This window comes from Pseudomonas sp. LBUM1656, assembly GCF_059716065.1.
In genome coordinates this window covers 1,087,427-1,103,512 of record NZ_CP166800.1, presented here as the reverse complement: position 1 = coordinate 1,103,512, position 16,086 = coordinate 1,087,427, and the positions used below count along the sequence as shown (strand labels likewise).

14 protein-coding genes are annotated in these 16,086 nt (G+C 60.5%); 8 read left to right on the top strand and 6 right to left on the bottom strand.

Annotated features, from left to right (window positions below):
- The first annotated feature begins 133 nt into the window (after positions 1–133).
- The 3 genes from ACA072_RS04800 to ACA072_RS04790 all read left to right on the top strand — a co-directional run bounded on the left by ACA072_RS04800 (position 134) and on the right by ACA072_RS04790 (position 1,973).
- The gene (locus ACA072_RS04800; RefSeq protein ID WP_131063464.1) at positions 134–598 is read left to right on the top strand and encodes a multidrug transporter; all 465 of its coding nucleotides are present in this window, start codon (positions 134–136) and stop codon (positions 596–598) included.
- A gap of 33 nt (positions 599–631) precedes the next feature.
- Complete coding sequence (locus ACA072_RS04795) at positions 632–1,456, top strand: SDR family oxidoreductase (RefSeq protein WP_497623420.1); 825 nt, start codon at positions 632–634, stop codon at positions 1,454–1,456.
- A gap of 118 nt (positions 1,457–1,574) precedes the next feature.
- The gene (locus ACA072_RS04790; protein ID WP_497623419.1) at positions 1,575–1,973 is read left to right on the top strand and encodes a DUF4440 domain-containing protein; all 399 of its coding nucleotides are present in this window, start codon (positions 1,575–1,577) and stop codon (positions 1,971–1,973) included.
- A 148-nt stretch (positions 1,974–2,121) separates the two neighbouring features.
- Here the strand turns inward: ACA072_RS04790 and ACA072_RS04785 are convergent, their stop codons facing one another.
- The 4 genes from ACA072_RS04785 to ACA072_RS04770 all read right to left on the bottom strand — a co-directional run bounded on the left by ACA072_RS04785 (position 2,122) and on the right by ACA072_RS04770 (position 7,017).
- The gene (locus ACA072_RS04785; RefSeq protein WP_497623418.1) at positions 2,122–2,970 is read right to left on the bottom strand and encodes an efflux RND transporter periplasmic adaptor subunit; all 849 of its coding nucleotides are present in this window, start codon (positions 2,968–2,970) and stop codon (positions 2,122–2,124) included.
- A 25-nt stretch (positions 2,971–2,995) separates the two neighbouring features.
- Entirely contained in the window at positions 2,996–3,196 is a 201-nt protein-coding gene (locus tag ACA072_RS04780; protein WP_497623417.1) for a DUF1656 domain-containing protein, read from the bottom strand.
- Positions 3,186–5,378, bottom strand: a complete 2,193-nt coding sequence (locus ACA072_RS04775) for an FUSC family protein (RefSeq protein ID WP_497623416.1) — start codon at positions 5,376–5,378, stop codon at positions 3,186–3,188. Before ACA072_RS04775 ends, ACA072_RS04780 begins: the two co-directional genes overlap by 11 nt.
- A gap of 139 nt (positions 5,379–5,517) precedes the next feature.
- On the bottom strand, positions 5,518–7,017 hold the full coding sequence (locus ACA072_RS04770; RefSeq protein WP_497623415.1) for an efflux transporter outer membrane subunit: 1,500 nt from the start codon (positions 7,015–7,017) through the stop codon (positions 5,518–5,520).
- A gap of 282 nt (positions 7,018–7,299) precedes the next feature.
- Here ACA072_RS04770 and ACA072_RS04765 point away from each other — a divergent pair, with 282 nt between their 5' ends.
- The 4 genes from ACA072_RS04765 (at position 7,300) to ACA072_RS04750 (ending at position 11,568) form a co-directional block, all read left to right on the top strand.
- Positions 7,300–8,268 carry a LysR family transcriptional regulator gene (locus tag ACA072_RS04765; protein ID WP_010463147.1) on the top strand — a complete coding sequence of 323 codons (969 nt, stop codon included), beginning with the start codon at positions 7,300–7,302 and terminating at the stop codon, positions 8,266–8,268.
- A gap of 328 nt (positions 8,269–8,596) precedes the next feature.
- A complete protein-coding gene (locus ACA072_RS04760) occupies positions 8,597–8,974 on the top strand; it encodes a DUF6124 family protein (protein WP_497623414.1) in 378 nt (125 codons plus the stop codon).
- A 967-nt stretch (positions 8,975–9,941) separates the two neighbouring features.
- Positions 9,942–10,916: a 2-hydroxyacid dehydrogenase gene (locus ACA072_RS04755; protein ID WP_497623413.1), complete on the top strand. Its 975-nt coding sequence runs from the start codon at positions 9,942–9,944 to the stop codon at positions 10,914–10,916.
- Positions 10,917–11,058: 142 nt separating this feature from the next.
- On the top strand, positions 11,059–11,568 hold the full coding sequence (locus ACA072_RS04750) for a DUF2165 family protein (protein ID WP_497623412.1): 510 nt from the start codon (positions 11,059–11,061) through the stop codon (positions 11,566–11,568).
- A gap of 21 nt (positions 11,569–11,589) precedes the next feature.
- Here the strand turns inward: ACA072_RS04750 and ACA072_RS04745 are convergent, their stop codons facing one another.
- A complete protein-coding gene (locus ACA072_RS04745) occupies positions 11,590–12,492 on the bottom strand; it encodes a DMT family transporter (protein ID WP_497623411.1) in 903 nt (300 codons plus the stop codon).
- 138 nt (positions 12,493–12,630) lie between these two features.
- Between ACA072_RS04745 and ACA072_RS04740 the strand changes: the two genes are divergently transcribed.
- A complete protein-coding gene (locus ACA072_RS04740) occupies positions 12,631–13,512 on the top strand; it encodes a helix-turn-helix domain-containing protein (protein ID WP_497623410.1) in 882 nt (293 codons plus the stop codon).
- Between the two features lie 111 nt (positions 13,513–13,623).
- On the opposite strand, the gene ACA072_RS04735 is transcribed toward ACA072_RS04740, so the two are convergent.
- Positions 13,624–16,053, bottom strand: a complete 2,430-nt coding sequence (locus tag ACA072_RS04735; RefSeq protein WP_497623409.1) for a TonB-dependent siderophore receptor — start codon at positions 16,051–16,053, stop codon at positions 13,624–13,626.
- Positions 16,054–16,086: the final 33 nt, after the last annotated feature.

The window sequence follows — 16,086 nt, the reverse complement described above, 5'->3', positions numbered from 1 at the left end:
ACCCCGTGTGTTAAGGGCTGGCTACTGTCAGAAATTACAGGTCCGACCAACGGTGATCGCGGATAATCCGTGAATGTCCATTCCCGTAGTCGTTCGGTAGGATGGTGATCATGAGTTCAAGGAGTGTTCAAACATGTTCATCGGCGTCCTGCTGGTCATCACCTGGCTGATTTTATTGCTGCGCTACCCGGCCAAGGCGTTGCCCGTCTCTGTGGCGGCCGCCATCGGGCTGGGTCTGGTGGCCACGTGGGTGATCTGGATGGACAACCGCGAGGTCAAGCAACTGGCGCGCCTGGAGTTGCGCATCACCTATGCGCCGGAACATTGCCCGGCGGACCGGCCGTTGCAGCTGACCATGAACAATGGCAACGATGTGCCGCTGACCGAGTTGCGCTGGCGTGTCGCCGCGTATGCGCCGGGCGATACGGTCAATCTGGCCGACAATCAATACGCTGCCCCGCGCTATCGCGGCCCCGGTGAATTGCAGGCTGGCGCCAATTGGGAAGACTGCTTGCCCCTGCCACCCCTGCGTCCAGGCTATCGCCCACAAACCCTGGAGTTTCGCGCCGAGCGTTTGCAGGGTAGTTTCTCCGACTGATCCCTCTATTTCTTTTTGTACAAGGACCGCGCCATGCCCGTTGCGTTGATTACCGGTTGCTCCAGCGGCATTGGCCGCGCCCTCGCCGACGTGTTCAAAGGTGCCGGATACGAAGTCTGGGCCAGCGCCCGCAAGGCTGAAGACGTGGCGGCTCTGGCCGCCGCCGGCTTCACCGCCGTGCAACTGGACGTCAACGACGGCGTGGCCCTTGAGCAGTTGAGCGAGCGCATCAATCAGCAACATGGCGGCCTCGATGTGCTGATCAACAACGCCGGTTATGGCGCCATGGGGCCGCTGCTCGACGGCGGTGTACCGGCGATGCAGCGGCAGTTCGAAACCAATGTGTTTGCGATTGTCGGTGTGACCCGCGCACTGTTTCCGGTGCTGCGTCGGGCCAAAGGGATCGTGGTGAACATCGGCAGCGTTTCCGGGGTATTGGTCACGCCGTTTGCCGGCGCGTACTGCGCCTCGAAAGCAGCGGTGCATGCGTTGAGCGATGCATTGCGCATGGAGTTGGCACCGTTTGGCGTGCGCGTGATGGAAGTGCAGCCGGGTGCGATCGAATCCAGCTTCGCCAAAAATGCCGGGCATGAGGCGGAGCAGTTGATCACAGAACAATCACCGTGGTTTGCGCTGCGCGAAGGCATTCGTGCGCGGGCCAAGGCCTCTCAGGATAAACCGACACCGGCCAAGGAGTTTGCCGAAGGTTTGCTCAAGGCTGTGCAGCAGGGCAAACCGCCGCGTTTGATTCGTTTGGGGAATGGCAGTCGGGCGTTGCCGTTGTTGGCGGGGTTGTTGCCAAAAGGGCTGTTGGAGGCGGGGTTGATGAAGCGGTTTGGGCTTAAGGGGCAACTCTGAATCGAGGCGCCCCCTTCGCGAGCAAGCCCGCTCCCACAGGTTTCGCAGCGCCCTTTGTGGGAGCGGGCTTGCTCGCGAAGGCGTCAGACCGGTCGCTGCATAATTTCAGGAAACAACCATGACTGACTACACCGAATACTTTGACGAAGTGATCCAGGCCCATGTCGCCATCGAGCAATGGCTGGCCGAGGACCAGGACGAGTCCGCACTTGAACACCTGCTGACCCGATTTTCGCCACAGTTTTCCATGATCTCGCCGTTGGGCCGTGTGCTGGATTTCGCCGCGTTGAACGAGTTGTTCCTGCTGGCGGGCGGAAGGAAGCTCGGCTTCAGGATTGAGCTCAGCGATTTACGGGGTATCGCGCTGTATGACGGTGGCGCGGTGGTGAGTTATCGCGAGCAGCAGAAAGATGCGACCGGCCTGCACTCTGATCGCCGGTCGACGGTGGTGTTTGAGAAACAGGCCGGTGGCAAAGTGGTTTGGCGGCATTTGCATGAGACGTTTTGCAAAGGCTGAGCCTTTGTCTTATGTCTGATGGACCGAGTCGCGGCCTTCGCGAGCAAGCCCGCTCCCACAGGGGATTTGTGTCGTTCGCTTAGTCCGCGTCCGACTCGATCAGTGTGGGAGCGGGCTTGCTCGCGAATGAAACGACTCGGTCTACAGGCTAGTTAACGACGACGGTACACGTAATCCCCGCCGCCAACAGCACCCCCTCCGGCACTTCATCAATGTGTATCCGCACCGGCACCCGCTGCGCCAGGCGCACCCAGTTGAACGTCGGGTTCACGTCCGCAATCAGCTCGCGACTCTCTGGGTTATCCCGGTCATAGATGCCGCGAGAAATGCTTTCCACATGCCCCTTCAACACCTCGCCACTCATCAACTGCATGTCGGCTTTATCCCCCACGCGCACGTGCGGCAGTTTGGTTTCCTCGAAGAAGCCGTAGACCCAGAACGAGTTCATATCGACCACGGCCATTTTCGCTTCGCCGATGCGCGCGTAATCGCCGCGATGCACGTTGAGGTTGGTCACGTAGCCGTCCACCGCAGCGCGGACCTCGGTGCGTTTGAGGTTCAGTTCGGCCGCTTCCAGTTGCGCCTGGGCATGCTGGTAATCGGCCAGGGCCGAGTCGGCGATATTGCTGGCGTCGTCGCGGTTTTCTTTGGAGATCACCAGCGCGTCCATGTCGGCGCGGCGATGGGCGTTGACCTTGCGCATCTCCCAGGTCGACTTGCGTGAAGCCACCAGTGCCTGCGCCTGTTTGACCGCGATGCGGTAGTGCTCGGGGTCGATGCGCATCAGCAAATCGCCCTTCTTCACCTGTTGGTTGTCACGTACCGGCACCTCGACCACTTCCCCGGTAACGTCGGCGGCGACGTTGATGATGTCGGCTCGCACCCGGCCGTCGCGGGTCCACGGCGTGTCCATGTAATGCACCCAGAGGGTCCGGCCGATCCATAGCGCGAGGGCCAGCACCAGCAGGGTCGCGAGCAGGCTGAAAAGCTTTTTCATCGGTGCCTTCTTCAGAGATAGAGAGTCAACGGTAGACAGTCAGCGCCAGGACGCCGAACAGACAGGTAAACAGGCTCAGGCGCAGCAGCGCCGGGTGCCAGAAAAAACGGTACAGGTCGAACCCGGACAGAAACCGGTCCAGTGCCCAGGCCAATGCGGCGGCGATGAAAAACATCAGCGTCATGGTCGGCATGTACACGCCGTGGAAGGCGATTTCACGCGGCATGTTCAACTCCTTGGGGCTGAGTGATTGCGTAAGCGGCAAGTGGCGATTGCGGGTCCAGTAATGACGTGCGGATGAAGTGCAAATAACTCTTCACCCGACGTAACGCGGAGGTGTCGAAGTGCGGCGCGAACGGTTCATCGGTGGCCTGCACACGGCTGATCGCATGGTCGACCGCGATCAATCCGCGGTCCAGATTGCTCTGGCTCGGTTGCAGAAACAGCCGCACCAGCGAACGGCCCATCACACGGATCGCCTGGCGCCACGACTGGGATTCGGCGTAGGCCGGATGCACCGGCAGAATCGCCTGTTCCTTGCGCAACTCAATGATCGCGTGGCCGACCTCCAGCACCACGAACATCCAGCGCAGCAAGTCCCGTTGCACCTGCGGCTGACCCGCCGCAAGGCCGTAAGCCTGATGCAGCAAGTCCCGGGTACGGCTTTCAAAACTCGAGGCCAGGCCCTTGAGTTTGCCGCTGATCGCGTACACCACTTGCCCGCGCAAATCCTGCTCAAGCCGGCGCCACAACCAACGGCTGTTCGGCGGAAGAATGATTGCTCCGGCCGCCGCGCACACCAGCATGCCGAGCACCATGGCGATGTAGTCGTTGATGAACGCGTAAGGGTTGTAGACGGTGAGGTTGTCCGGCACCGAACCGGTGCTGAAGAAGATCAGTAACCCGAGTCCGACACCGGCATAGTGCGGCCGCGAGGTGAGGAACGAACCGAGCACGATCACCGGTGCGAGCATCACGCACAGCAATGGAAAACCGTCGATCCACGGGAAGATGAAAAACATCTCGACGAAGCCGATCAGCGCCCCGAGGAAAGTCCCGCAGGCCATCTGGAATGCCATGCGTTTCGGGTTCGGCGTCGCGGCAGAAAGGCCGACGGTGGCAGCGGCAATCAGGGTCATGGTCGCCCCGCTCGGCCACGCCGTCGCCACCCAATAACTGCCCAGCACCACCAGAATGAACGCTGCACGAATCCCCGAAGCCGCCGAGGCCATCCAGTTGGTTTGCGGGGTGAACGGCTCGTCCCATTGCTCCCGAGCATGGCTGTGATCGGCCAGCGAGGCGTGGGTCTGTGCATAACTGTGCAGCTCGTCGACGAAGCGATAGAGCAGTTCGTACGCGGTGTGGAAATCGAGCTGCTCGGCGTCGCTCGGATCGCTCTCCTGAAAGGTCGCCCGCAAGCTGCGAACCCGCGCCGGCAGGTTTTCCTTGTAGGTGGTCAACGCGCTGGTCAGGCGTGCGGCGTCGGGGCTGGTCAAGGCGCGACCGCTGAAGCCGTCGAGCAATTCCGCCAGGTCCTGCAAGCCCGGTTTGATTGCCGCCACCACGTGGTCGGTGCCGCTGCTGCGCAAGCGTTCAAGCAACTGGTGCAAGGCGTTGAACCGCGTGGTGATGCCCATGAATTCGCTGTTCAAGCGACTCAGTCGGCCGTTGCGCCGACGCATGTGCGGGTCTTCGAACACGGTGACGCTGCGCAGCCCTTCCAGCCCGACCGCTTCGGCGATAAAGCGCACGTTACTGGCTTCGAAGGCCTCTCGTTTGCTGCGACCGCGCAGGCCATCGGTAACGAACAAGGCGAACACACCGAAGCGCTGATACAAGGCGTTGCGCATCGCCGCGCTGGCGGTTTGCGGCAGGATCGCGGCGCTGACCACGGTGGCGCAGAGAATCCCCAGGGAGATTTCCAGCACCCGCCAGACCGCCGCCATGAAAGCGCCGTCCGGGTGCGCCAATGCGGGCAAACCGACCATCGCGGCGGTGTACCCGGCGAGCACAAAACCGTAAGCGCGAAAGTTGCGATACCGCGCGGCGCCGGCCGAACAGATGCCGACCCAGATCGCCAGCGAGCCGAGGAACAGTTCAGTGTTCTGGGCGAACAAGGCGATCAATGCCACCATCACCGCCGAACCGGCCAAGGTGCCCAGAAAACGGTAAAAACTCTTGGCGAATACCTGACCGCTTTGCGGCTGCATGACGATGAACACGGTGATCATCGCCGTGCGCGGCTGCGGCAATTCCAGACGCATTGCGAGCCACAGGGTCAGGAACGCGGCGAACAGCACCTTGAAAATGTAGACCCAGGTCACGCCATCACTGCGTGCCCAGTCGAAGAAACCCCGGCGCCATTCGAGGGAATACAGCCAGCGCAGAGGTGCGGGCGAGGGGGTCATGGAATTCTGCTCAATGAATTTAAGTTCAGACTCAGAACCTGTGGGAGCCAGCCTGCTGGCGATAGCGGTGTGTCAGTCAATGCTGATGTCACCTGACACACCGCAATCGCCAGCAGGCTGGCTCCCACAGGTTGTGTGTTCACTTAAGAAGAACCGGAGTTTTCGGTGCAGCGGTCCGGCTGTCTTCCGGCACATCGTTCCCCGCACCAACACCGCCGCCGAGCGCCGTCACCAATTCAGCATGAGCACCAAGACGCGCCGCCTGAACCTGCTGCTGGACTTGCTGCTGCTTGAACAACAAGGTCTGCGCATTGAGCACATTGAGGTAATCGGTGAGCCCTCGCTGATACGCGATCATCGCGATGTCGTAAGTCTTCTGCGCAGTGGCCACCGACTCGGCGGCGAAGGTTTGCTGCTTGTCCATGGACTCGCGGCGGATCAACTGGTCGGAGATGTTTTTCAGGGCGTTGACCAGCGTCTGGTTGTACCTGGCCACGGCGATGTCATACCCGGCCGAGGCTTCGCCCAGTTCCGAACGCAAGCGCCCGCCATCGAAGATCGGCAACGAGATCGCCGGGCCGACGCTGTAGTTGAGTTTCTTGCCGGTCAAAAACTCCAGCGCCCCGCCACCGGTGGCCATGTAGCCGAGGCTGCCGACCAGATCGACGTTGGGGTAAAAACCGGCGTGAGCGACATCGATGCCCCGCGCCTGGGCCGCTACTTGCCAGCGGCTGGCGACCACGTCCGGGCGTTGCCCGAGCAATTGCGCGGGCAGCGCCGACGGCAGTTTCAGCGGCGCGGCCAACGACAGCGTGGGTCGTTGCAATTGCGCGCCCTCGCCCGGGCCTTTGCCCGCGAGGGCTGCCAGTTGGTTGCGACTCAGGGCGATTTCTTCGTCCAGCGCGTCGATCTGGCGATGGGTTTCCGGCAGCGGCGTTTCAGCCTGGCTGACTTCGAAATGGGTGCCGATACCGCCGTTCAGACGTTTTTGCGCGAGGTCGAGAATTTGCTGCTGTTGGTTCAGGGTTGCCTCGACAATGTCCCGCTGTGCGTAATGCAACGACAGTTCGATGTAGGCGCGGACGATGTTGTTCTGAAGTTCGAGTTGCGCCAGACGCGCTTCAGCGGCCGTCATGTGCGCCATGTCCACGGCGCGCTCGGTGGCGTTGCTTTCGCGTCCCCAGAGGTCGAGGGCGTAGCTGAAACCCAGCGCGGCGTTGTTGTCCCAGGTCGTGGTATTGGCCAACTTGCCCGGCCCGTAGAACTGATCGGTCGGCCAGTTGTGGCGCTTGAGGGTGGATTCGCCATTGATCTGCAACGATTCGGCGGACTCCGCAATCCCGGCCATGGACTTGGCCTGACGCACTCGCGCGGCGGCCATGTCCATGGTCGGGCTGCCTTGCACGGCGAGGTCGATCCAGCGGTTCAATTGCGGGTCGCCATAAGCCCGCCACCATTGCGCGGTGGGCCAGTGAGCGTCCTGTTCGGCGCTTTGGATAGCTTCGTCGGTGGCCAGTGAATTGGCCTCCAGTGCCTTGCCCTGCGGGGCAATACCTGCGGTTCCGATGCAGCCGCTGAGGGTCAGGGATAAAGCCAAAACACTGAGCGTCTGAAGCGCTCTGCTGATGCGACGCGGCACTGCTGAAAATTCCTGAGGAGAGATAGATCCCCTGTAGGAGCTGTCGAGTGAAACGAGGCTGCGATCTTTTGATGTGCTTCTAAAAGCGAAGATCAAAAGATCGCAGCCTCGTTTCACTCGACAGCTCCTACAGAGGTGGACGCAATTCTAGGGGTGGGTCTTAAGGGCGATAAGCTGGGAATCTTGTGAATCTTTGTTACCGTTAACGCGATAATCCCTTGGTCGGGGTCACCGCCCCCGCAACTTCGTGTCACAATTTGCCATCGCACCCGAGAGCACCCCATGGACACTTTGCAAAACATGCGCGCCTTCAGTTACGTGGCCGAGGCCGGCAGCTTCACCGCCGCCGCCGTGCAACTGGACACCACCACGGCCAACGTCTCGCGCGCGGTCTCCAACCTGGAAGCCCACCTGCAAACCCGCCTGCTCAACCGCACGACCCGCCGCATCGCCCTGACCGAGGCTGGCAAGCGCTATCTGTTGCGCTGCGAGCAAATCCTGGCCTACGTCGAAGAAGCCGAAGCCGAGGCCAGCGACGCCCACGCACGCCCGGCCGGGCAGCTCAAAGTGCACACCATGACCGGCATCGGTCAGCACTTCGTGATCGACGCCATCGCCCGCTATCGCAAAACACACCCCGACGTCACCTTCGACCTGACCATGGCCAACCGCGTGCCGGACCTGCTCGACGAGGGCTACGACGTGTCCATCGTGCTGGCCAGCGAACTGCCGGACTCAGGCTTTGTCTCCCAGCGCCTGGGCATCACCTACAGCATCGTCTGCGCCTCGCCGGCCTATGTGAAAGCCAACGGCTGCGCACACAAGCCCAGCGACCTGCTGAACCACGCGTGCCTGCGCCTGGTGAGCCCGGTGATCCCGCTGGAAAAGTGGACCTTCGACGGTCCGGAAGGCCAGGAAATGGTCACCATCAACAGCTCACCGTTCCTGGTGAACTCGGCTGACGCGATGAAGACAGCGATCATCAGCGGCATGGGCGTCGGCGTATTGCCGGTTTATGCGGCGATCGAAGGATTGCGCAACGGCACGCTGGTGCGAGTGATGCCGAACTACCGGTCGCAGGAACTGAATCTGTATGCGATCTACCCGTCGCGGCAGTATCTGGATGCGAAGATCAAGACGTGGGTCGAGTACCTGCGGGGGTCGTTGCCGGAGATATTGGCGGCGCATCAGGCGGAATTGGTGGCGTATGAATTGAGTGGGAGTCTGGGTGGGGTTCGGGTGGCGAACTGATTTCACGGTCCTACAGACGTGATGATTTTGGGGAATGTTTCCGACGGGTTCTGTCGGTTGTCGGGTCGGACGGGAAATGGGTAGGCTTTGTGGGTCGCTGCAAAATCAGCGGCCAGGCTTGGAAACCTGATATTCCCATCACAGCACATGGCATACTGCTGCGCTTTTTTCTGCACGCATCTCTTTGTTATGGCGGCTGTGCGCGGGAGACCTTCGGGTCTGCCGGTTTTGGTGGGATATCCGGTTTTCCAGTCCGCGCATGGCTGCCACCCTTTCGCTTGGAAACGAAAATGGCAGCTCGATTAATCCCATATCAAGTAACTTTTTCATGATTAAAGAAACACCGAATCCCCCGGAAACCGACGACGTTTCCCCCTACGAATCCCTCGATTCAAAAAAACTCAACGAAGCCGCCGAGCGTGCGCTGGATCACTACCTCAATCCCGCAGCCCTCAAATACCCCGTCACCCGCAAACCCAGCACGATGTTTTTGATTGCCTCGGATATCAAAGACGAAGACCTGTTGGCCCATACCTGCGAGTCATTGGCCCAGGCCAGTGTGATGGCGAGCGATTTCGCGGACTATCTGGAAGGCCCGCACCGACACAAGGCAATGGCCATTCAACAGATCGTCATGCTGGCCGAACTGGCAGCGAACCGGATGCTGGATAACGTCGCCGTACCAAAACCTTCGTCACACAGCTGATCCCCTGTAGGAGCAAGCCTGCTCGCAATTGCGGTCTGACATCTGGCATTGATGTCGTCTGACACTCCGCGATCGCGAGCAGGCTCACTCCCACAGTTGAATTGGGTACATCAGCAAGATATTGGTCGGCTGTCAGGCCGCCATCGCTGGCAAGCCAGCTCCCACAATTGAATTTGGTACTTCCGCAAGATCTTGGTCGGCTGTCAGGCCGCCATCGCTGGCAGGCCAGCTCCCACAATTGAATTTGGTACTTCCGCAAGATCTTGGTCGGCTGTCAGGCCGCCATCGCTGGCAGGCCAGCTCCCACAATTGAATTTGGTACTTCCGCAAGATCTTGGTCGGCTGTCAGGCCGCCATCGCTGGCAGGCCAGCTCCCACAGTGGAATTTTGTACATCCGCAAGATGTTGGTCGGCTGTCAGGCCGCCTTCGCGGGCAAGTCGGATCGCCGCACCGCTCGCTCCTACAAGGGATCGGTGTACACCGTTCGCTCCTCACCACTCAACAGGCCGAGCGTTAGCTCGCCTGCAGCTCTTGATCTTGATCTACCCGCCCCGTTCGGGAGGCTGAGTGGAGGTGTTCATCCGGGGAGTGGCGCGCAGCGCCGTTCGACGCAGTCGAACACGCTGCATGTAGGTGCAGCGAAGCCAACCGGAGGGCAGTGTCCCCGGATGAATACCGGAGCGAAGGTACGCCGAGCCTTAGCGAGGGGCCGGACGTTTGGGGCGAGACTTTTTGGTTCCTTTTGTGGCGTTTGACAAAAGGGACTCGCCGTAAGGGCGAAACCGCCAGCCGCCGTTACCGCAGGAATGGATATGTACCCGGTCAACCACAACATGGTCGGCCCGAAGGCCGCCATCGCTGGCAGGCCAGCTCCCACAGATACCCGCGAACCCGAGCACTCGCACAACGCTGGAAAAGAATGTTAGCGTGCTTGGCATTCTCCAAGCCCCGACGAGCCCTCCCCCCATGAAAAAGACCGTCCTCGCCTTCAGCCGCGTCACCCCGGAAATGGTCGAACAGCTGAAGCAAGACTTCGACGTCATCGTCCCCAACCCGAAAAACGGCGACATCAACGCCCAATTCAACGAAGCCCTGCCCCACGCCCACGGCCTGATCGGTGTCGGCCGCAAACTCGGCCGCGCGCAACTGGAAAACGCCGCCAAACTTGAAGTGGTGTCCAGCGTCTCCGTCGGCTACGACAACTACGACGTCGCCTACTTCAACGAACGCGGCATCATGCTCACCAACACGCCGGATGTCCTCACCGAAAGCACCGCCGACCTGGCCTTCGCCCTGCTCATGAGCAGCGCCCGCCGCGTCGCCGAACTCGATACCTGGACCAAGGCCGGCCAATGGCAAGCCACCGTCGGCGCACCGTTGTTTGGCTGTGACGTGCACGGCAAAACCCTGGGCATCGTCGGCATGGGCAACATCGGCGCGGCCATTGCCCGTCGCGGACGGCTGGGCTTCAACATGCCGATCCTCTACAGCGGCAACAGCCGCAAGACCGGGCTGGAGCAAGAACTCGGCGCGCAGTTCCGCAGCCTCGACGAACTTCTGGCCGAAGCCGATTTCGTCTGCCTCGTCGTGCCGCTCAGCGAGAAAACCAGACACCTGATCAGCCACCGCGAACTGGCCCTGATGAAGGCAGGCGCCATCCTGGTCAACATCTCCCGCGGTCCGGTGGTCGATGAGCCTGCGCTGATCGAAGCGCTGCAAAACAACCGCATTCGCGGCGCAGGCCTGGACGTCTACGAGAAAGAACCGCTGGCCGAGTCGCCGTTGTTCCAATTGAAAAACGCGGTGACATTGCCGCACATCGGCTCCGCTACCCATGAAACCCGCGAGGCCATGGCCAACCGCGCATTGGCTAACTTGCGCAGCGCACTGCTGGGTGAGCGGCCACAAGATCTGGTTAACCCGCAAGTCTGGAAAGGTTAACTAAAACGGGCAGACACTTTTAAAGTATCTGCCCGCTTTTACATAACTTGCAATTCAGTCAACGCACTAAAATCAATTAAGCGCTATACACTCCACACCACTTATCCGAGCCTACGGAAAACAGTGACGGAGCATACTCACCTTGAACAGCCTCACCACCGACAAAATCATCAGATACAGCAAGTTTTCATTGATGGCTTATATAAGCTTTTTTGGACTTCTGGTGATGTACAGCAACTTCACCGACTATTCATCCAACTATGAATACGTGGGCCATATTTTGAGCATGGACACCACCCGGGAAAACATCAACCTAAACTACCGGGCAATCACATCGCCCATGTTCCACCACCGGATCTACTGGCTAATTATCACTCTTGAAGTGATTTATACCGCCTTCTGCCTGTTTGGCGCGTATCACCTTTACCGAAATATGAATGCGTCCGCCGAGGTGTTCCATGAGGCCAAAAAGTTTTCACTCATTGGACTGATGATCGCTATCTTTGTTTATTACGTCTGCCTGCAAGTGATCGGCGTCGAGTGGTTCAACATGGATGAATCGCAAGTATGGAACGCCAAGGACTGGGCTCGGCATATTGTCGATTTCATGCTTCCGTTGCTGATATTCGTCGCCCTCAGGACCGAGCGCTGAGCGCGCTCGGGCCCAGGTTTTTCAAGCAAGCTTGCCATTGCCTTGCGCCATGGACACTTTGGGTTTACGGAACACCAGCACATTACCCAACATCACCAACACTAACCCCATCAATGCCGGCGCGGTCCATTGATAGCCTTCGGCAAATGCCGAGACATTCAGTGCCACCACCGGGAACAGCACGGTGCAATAGGCCGCACGCTCCGGGCCCATCCGCCCGACCAGCGTCAAGTAAGCGGTGAAGCCGATGACCGAGCCCGGAATGACCAGGTACAGCAGCGAGCCGATGTAACGCGTGTTCCATTCCATGTCGAACGGGATGCCTTTGACCAGGCACCACACCGACAACATCGCGGCGCCATACGCCATGCCCCAGGCGTTGGTGGTCAGCGGCTTAAAACCGGCCTTCTGTTGCAGGCTCGAGAGCATGTTGCCGGCCGAGAAACACAGGGTCCCGAGCAGTGCCAGACCCAACCCGAGCAAGGTTTCCGGGCTGGCCGTGTGGCCGGCCAGTTCCGGCCAGAACAACAGGCCCAGACCGGACAAGCCTAACGCACCGCCCATCAATACGTTGCGGGCGATTTTCTGACCGAAGAACACCCGCGCATTGAGCGCGTTCCACAGGGTGGCGGTGGAAAACACTACGGCGACCAAGCCGCTGGGAATCCACTGACTGGCGGTCAGGAAACACATGAAGTTGACGCAGAACAGGCACAAACCCTGTGCCAGACAAATCAAATGCCCGCGACGGTTCATCACTTGCAGGCGTCGGCTGAGCAGCAACAGGACAAACAGCACCAGCGCAGCCAGGCCGAAGCGATAGACGATCGACACGGGAATGGCCACCACGCCCAGCTGCCATTTCAAGGCAATCCAGGTGGTGCCCCAGATCAGCACGGTCAGCAAATACAACGAAAGGTTCATGGCTAGGCTCCTCAATAGGCGTTCAGTGTCCTGCGCCAATCCTTTTCGCACTTGCATAAACTTGCGCTTTTGTCGGCCGACGGGCTGGCAGGCCGAAGTCTACGGAGTAGGATGCGAAGCGTTGGAGAGAAAACGATCATGCCCGCACTGGAAACCCTGCAAGTCTTTCAAGCCCTCAACCGCTCGCCCAATGCTCGCCTCGAGCACAGCGCCGAGCTCGGTGACGGCATGGCTGCAGCCTTGTGGAGCAACCATCACGACGCCCAGGACTACGAGGCGCCAAGCCACCACACGTTGTCCTGCTACATCGCCGGCGGCACCGGCACTTTTCGCCGCGACCAGCCCGGTACCAAGGGCGGCCCGGACAAGCTGTGCATCCTGCCGGCCGAGCATCAATCGGGCTGGGTGATCAACGGCGACATTCGCCTGGCCCACCTCTATTTCAGCCCCGAACAATTTGCCCTCGGCTGCGTCACGCTGCTGGACCGCGAACCTCGCGAACTGCAATTGCGCGAAGCCACCTTTCTTGACGATCCGGCGCAAGCCCGTCGCTTTCGGCAGATGCTCACCCTCAACTGGGACGAACCCGGCGAACGCTTGCTCACCAGCAGCCTCGCTCACGAAATGCTCAGCCACGTGTTGCTCGGCCAGGTCGGCATGCGTGAAGGCTTGCGGCTCAAGGGTGGACTCGCGGCGCATCAGCGGCGGCAGTTGGTGGAGTTCATCGACAATCAGTTGGCCGAAGCGATCAGCCTCGGGCAATTAGCGGTGTTGTGTGCGCTGTCGGAATATCACTTCGCGCGGATGTTTCGCGAGAGCTTTGGCTTGCCGCCGCATCAGTATGTATTGGCACGACGTATGAGCCGGGCGCGGGAGTTGTTGCGTTCGACTTCGCAGCCGTTGGGGGAGATTGCATTGGCGTGCGGGTTTGCCAGTGCGAGTCATTTCACCAATCGGTTTCGGCAGGTTTTGGGCGGGACGCCTGGGGAGTATCGGCAGGCGTTTTTGCGTCAATCCTGAGACTTTTGGTGCCTGTACAGCCGCCTTCGCGAGCAAGCCCGCTCCCACATTTGAAATGCATTCCCATGTGGGAGCGGGCTTGCTCGCGAAGAACGATGACGCGGTTTTCCGTCAGAACTCCAATGTGCTGGACAACGAAACCTGCCGCGAATCCCCCATCGACACAAAGAACCGGCTCGCCGCCGATGTGTAGTAGGTGCGATCAAACAGGTTCTTCACGTTGAGTTGAAACTTGACCTTCTGCCCTTCGACCTTGGTGTCGTAAGTCGCGAAGGCATCGGCCACGGTGTAGCTCGGCAGGTCGAAATCGTTCACGGCGTTACCCGCCCGCTCGCCGACATACCGCGCACCCGCGCCGACGCGCAATTGATCGCCGCCGATAAGGGTGCCGAAGTCGTAGACCGCCGACAACGAGCCACTGTTCTTGGCCACGTTTTGCAGTTTTTTGCCCTTGTAGACCGGGTCTTCGGTGACTTCGGCGTCGGTGTAGGCATAGCTGCCGATCATGCTCCAGCGGTCGCTGAGCTGGCCGGTCAAATCCACTTCCAGCCCTCGGGAGCGCACTTCGCCGGCGGCGCTGTAAATCGTCACCGGGCCTTCGGAATTGGCCACCAGCACGTTACGTTTCTTGATGTCGAACAGCGCGACGTTACCGGTCACGCGACCCGGCATGTCGAGCTTGGCGCCGATTTCCCAGGACTTGGCTTCTTCCGGCGCCACGCTGCCGTCGAGTACGGTGCTGCTGCCACTCAACGGTGCGATGGTCGAGTTGGGTTTGAACGATTCGGTGTAGCTGCCGTAGAACGACAGTTCATCGGTGAAGCGATAGACCAGGCCGGCACGCGGCACCCACTTCTGGCCATTGCTGTCGGTGTTGGCCTGGAACGGCACGCCTTTGCCGGCGTACTGGTCGTATTCCTGGAAGCGTGCGCCAGCGACGAAAATCCATTGATCGGTGAGGTGAATCGAGTCCTGCAGGAAGATCGAATCGCTACGTAGCTCATCGGTCTGCGCGCTGTCGGCCGCGCTGACCGTGGTGCCGGCGACTTCGCGGCCATAGACCGGGTTGACGTAGCTAAAGGTGCTCAGGCTTCTCTGGCGGATCAGGTCTTCGCGGTAGATCTTGCGGTACTCGTCATCGACGCCGAACACCAGGTCGTGTTGCATACCCAGCACGTCCACCTTGCCTTCGAGGCTGGCGGTGGTGAAACGGTCAGTGCTGATCGCGTTCTGGGTGCCGTCCATGCTGCGGGTCAGCGTGCCCCGTCGGGTGTCGATGGCGGTGACGCGCACCTGGCTGGCGTCGTAGGTTTCGCGGTTCCAGCTGTAGCCGAAGTGGGCGTTCCAGTTGTCGTTGAGTTCGTGATCGGCCTCGAAGTGGTACAGGTCCGAGCGGCCTTCCATGTTGTTGAAAGGCTCGTCCAGCCGCTCATTGCGCGAGATGTCCAACGGGTGAATGGTGCGCGGATCGATGATCGTGCCGCGGTCGAACGGGGTCAGAAATTCGCGGTGTTCGTAGGAGAACAACAGCTGGGTGCTTTCGCCGAACCAGGCCAGTGACGGCGCCACCAGCGTCTCGCGGTGGGTGCCGAAGTTGCGCCAGTAATCTTCGTCCTCGTGGTCCAGCACCATGCGGTAAGCGAAGCCGGAATCACCGAGTGCACCGGTGCTGTCGAGGCCGCCGCCGCTGCCGTTTTTGCCGTCGCCGTAGGTCGAACCGCGCAGCGTCAGGGCGTTGTATTGCTCAAGCTCGGGCTTCTTGCTGACCATGTTGACCACGCCGCCCGGGTCCTGGATGCCGTACAGCAGCGAGGCCGGGCCCTTGAGCACTTCGACCCGGTCCACGGTCGCATTCATGCCACGGCCCTGCACGATCGGCATGCCGTCGCGCATGATCGAGCCGTTGCGGTTGTCGCCGAAACCGCGGGTCATCACCGAATCCTGGGTGCTTGCCAGCGTGTTGCCCTGGGTGATGCCACTGACGTTGGCCAGCGCGTCGTCCAGATTGCGCGGTGCCTGATCGCGAATGACCTGGGCCGGGATGACGTTGACGGTCTGCGGGATTTCCTGGAGCAAGGCCGACGAGCGCATCACCGAACTGGTGGGCGGCGGCTGATAGCTCATGGATTGATCGGCCACCGAGTTGATGGTGGTGGTGCCCAGATTCAACGTGCCGGCGGTGGGCAGCGGTTCAAGCACCAAGGTGTGAGCGTCGCTGCGGCGGAAGGTGAAACCCGAACCGCCGAGCAAACGCTGCAGGGCATGCTCGGCGCTCAACTGGCCATTGATCGCCGGGGCAGTGAGACCGTACGGCGCTTCGTCGGTATAGACCACGCTGATGCCGGTGACCCGGCTGAAGTCGCTCAGGGCCTGGGGCAGCGGTTTGGCAGCGATGGCGAAGCTGAACTGCGTAAGCGGCTGCGTGTTGGCCGCCTCAGCGGCGGATGCGACGCTCGATGGCATCAAGGCCAACGCCGACATGCTCAGTGCAGAAGCACCCAACCACTGTTTGACCGAACCCGATTTTGCCCTGGACTTCATTGCTCAATGACCTGTGTAGAACCTACGGGATGC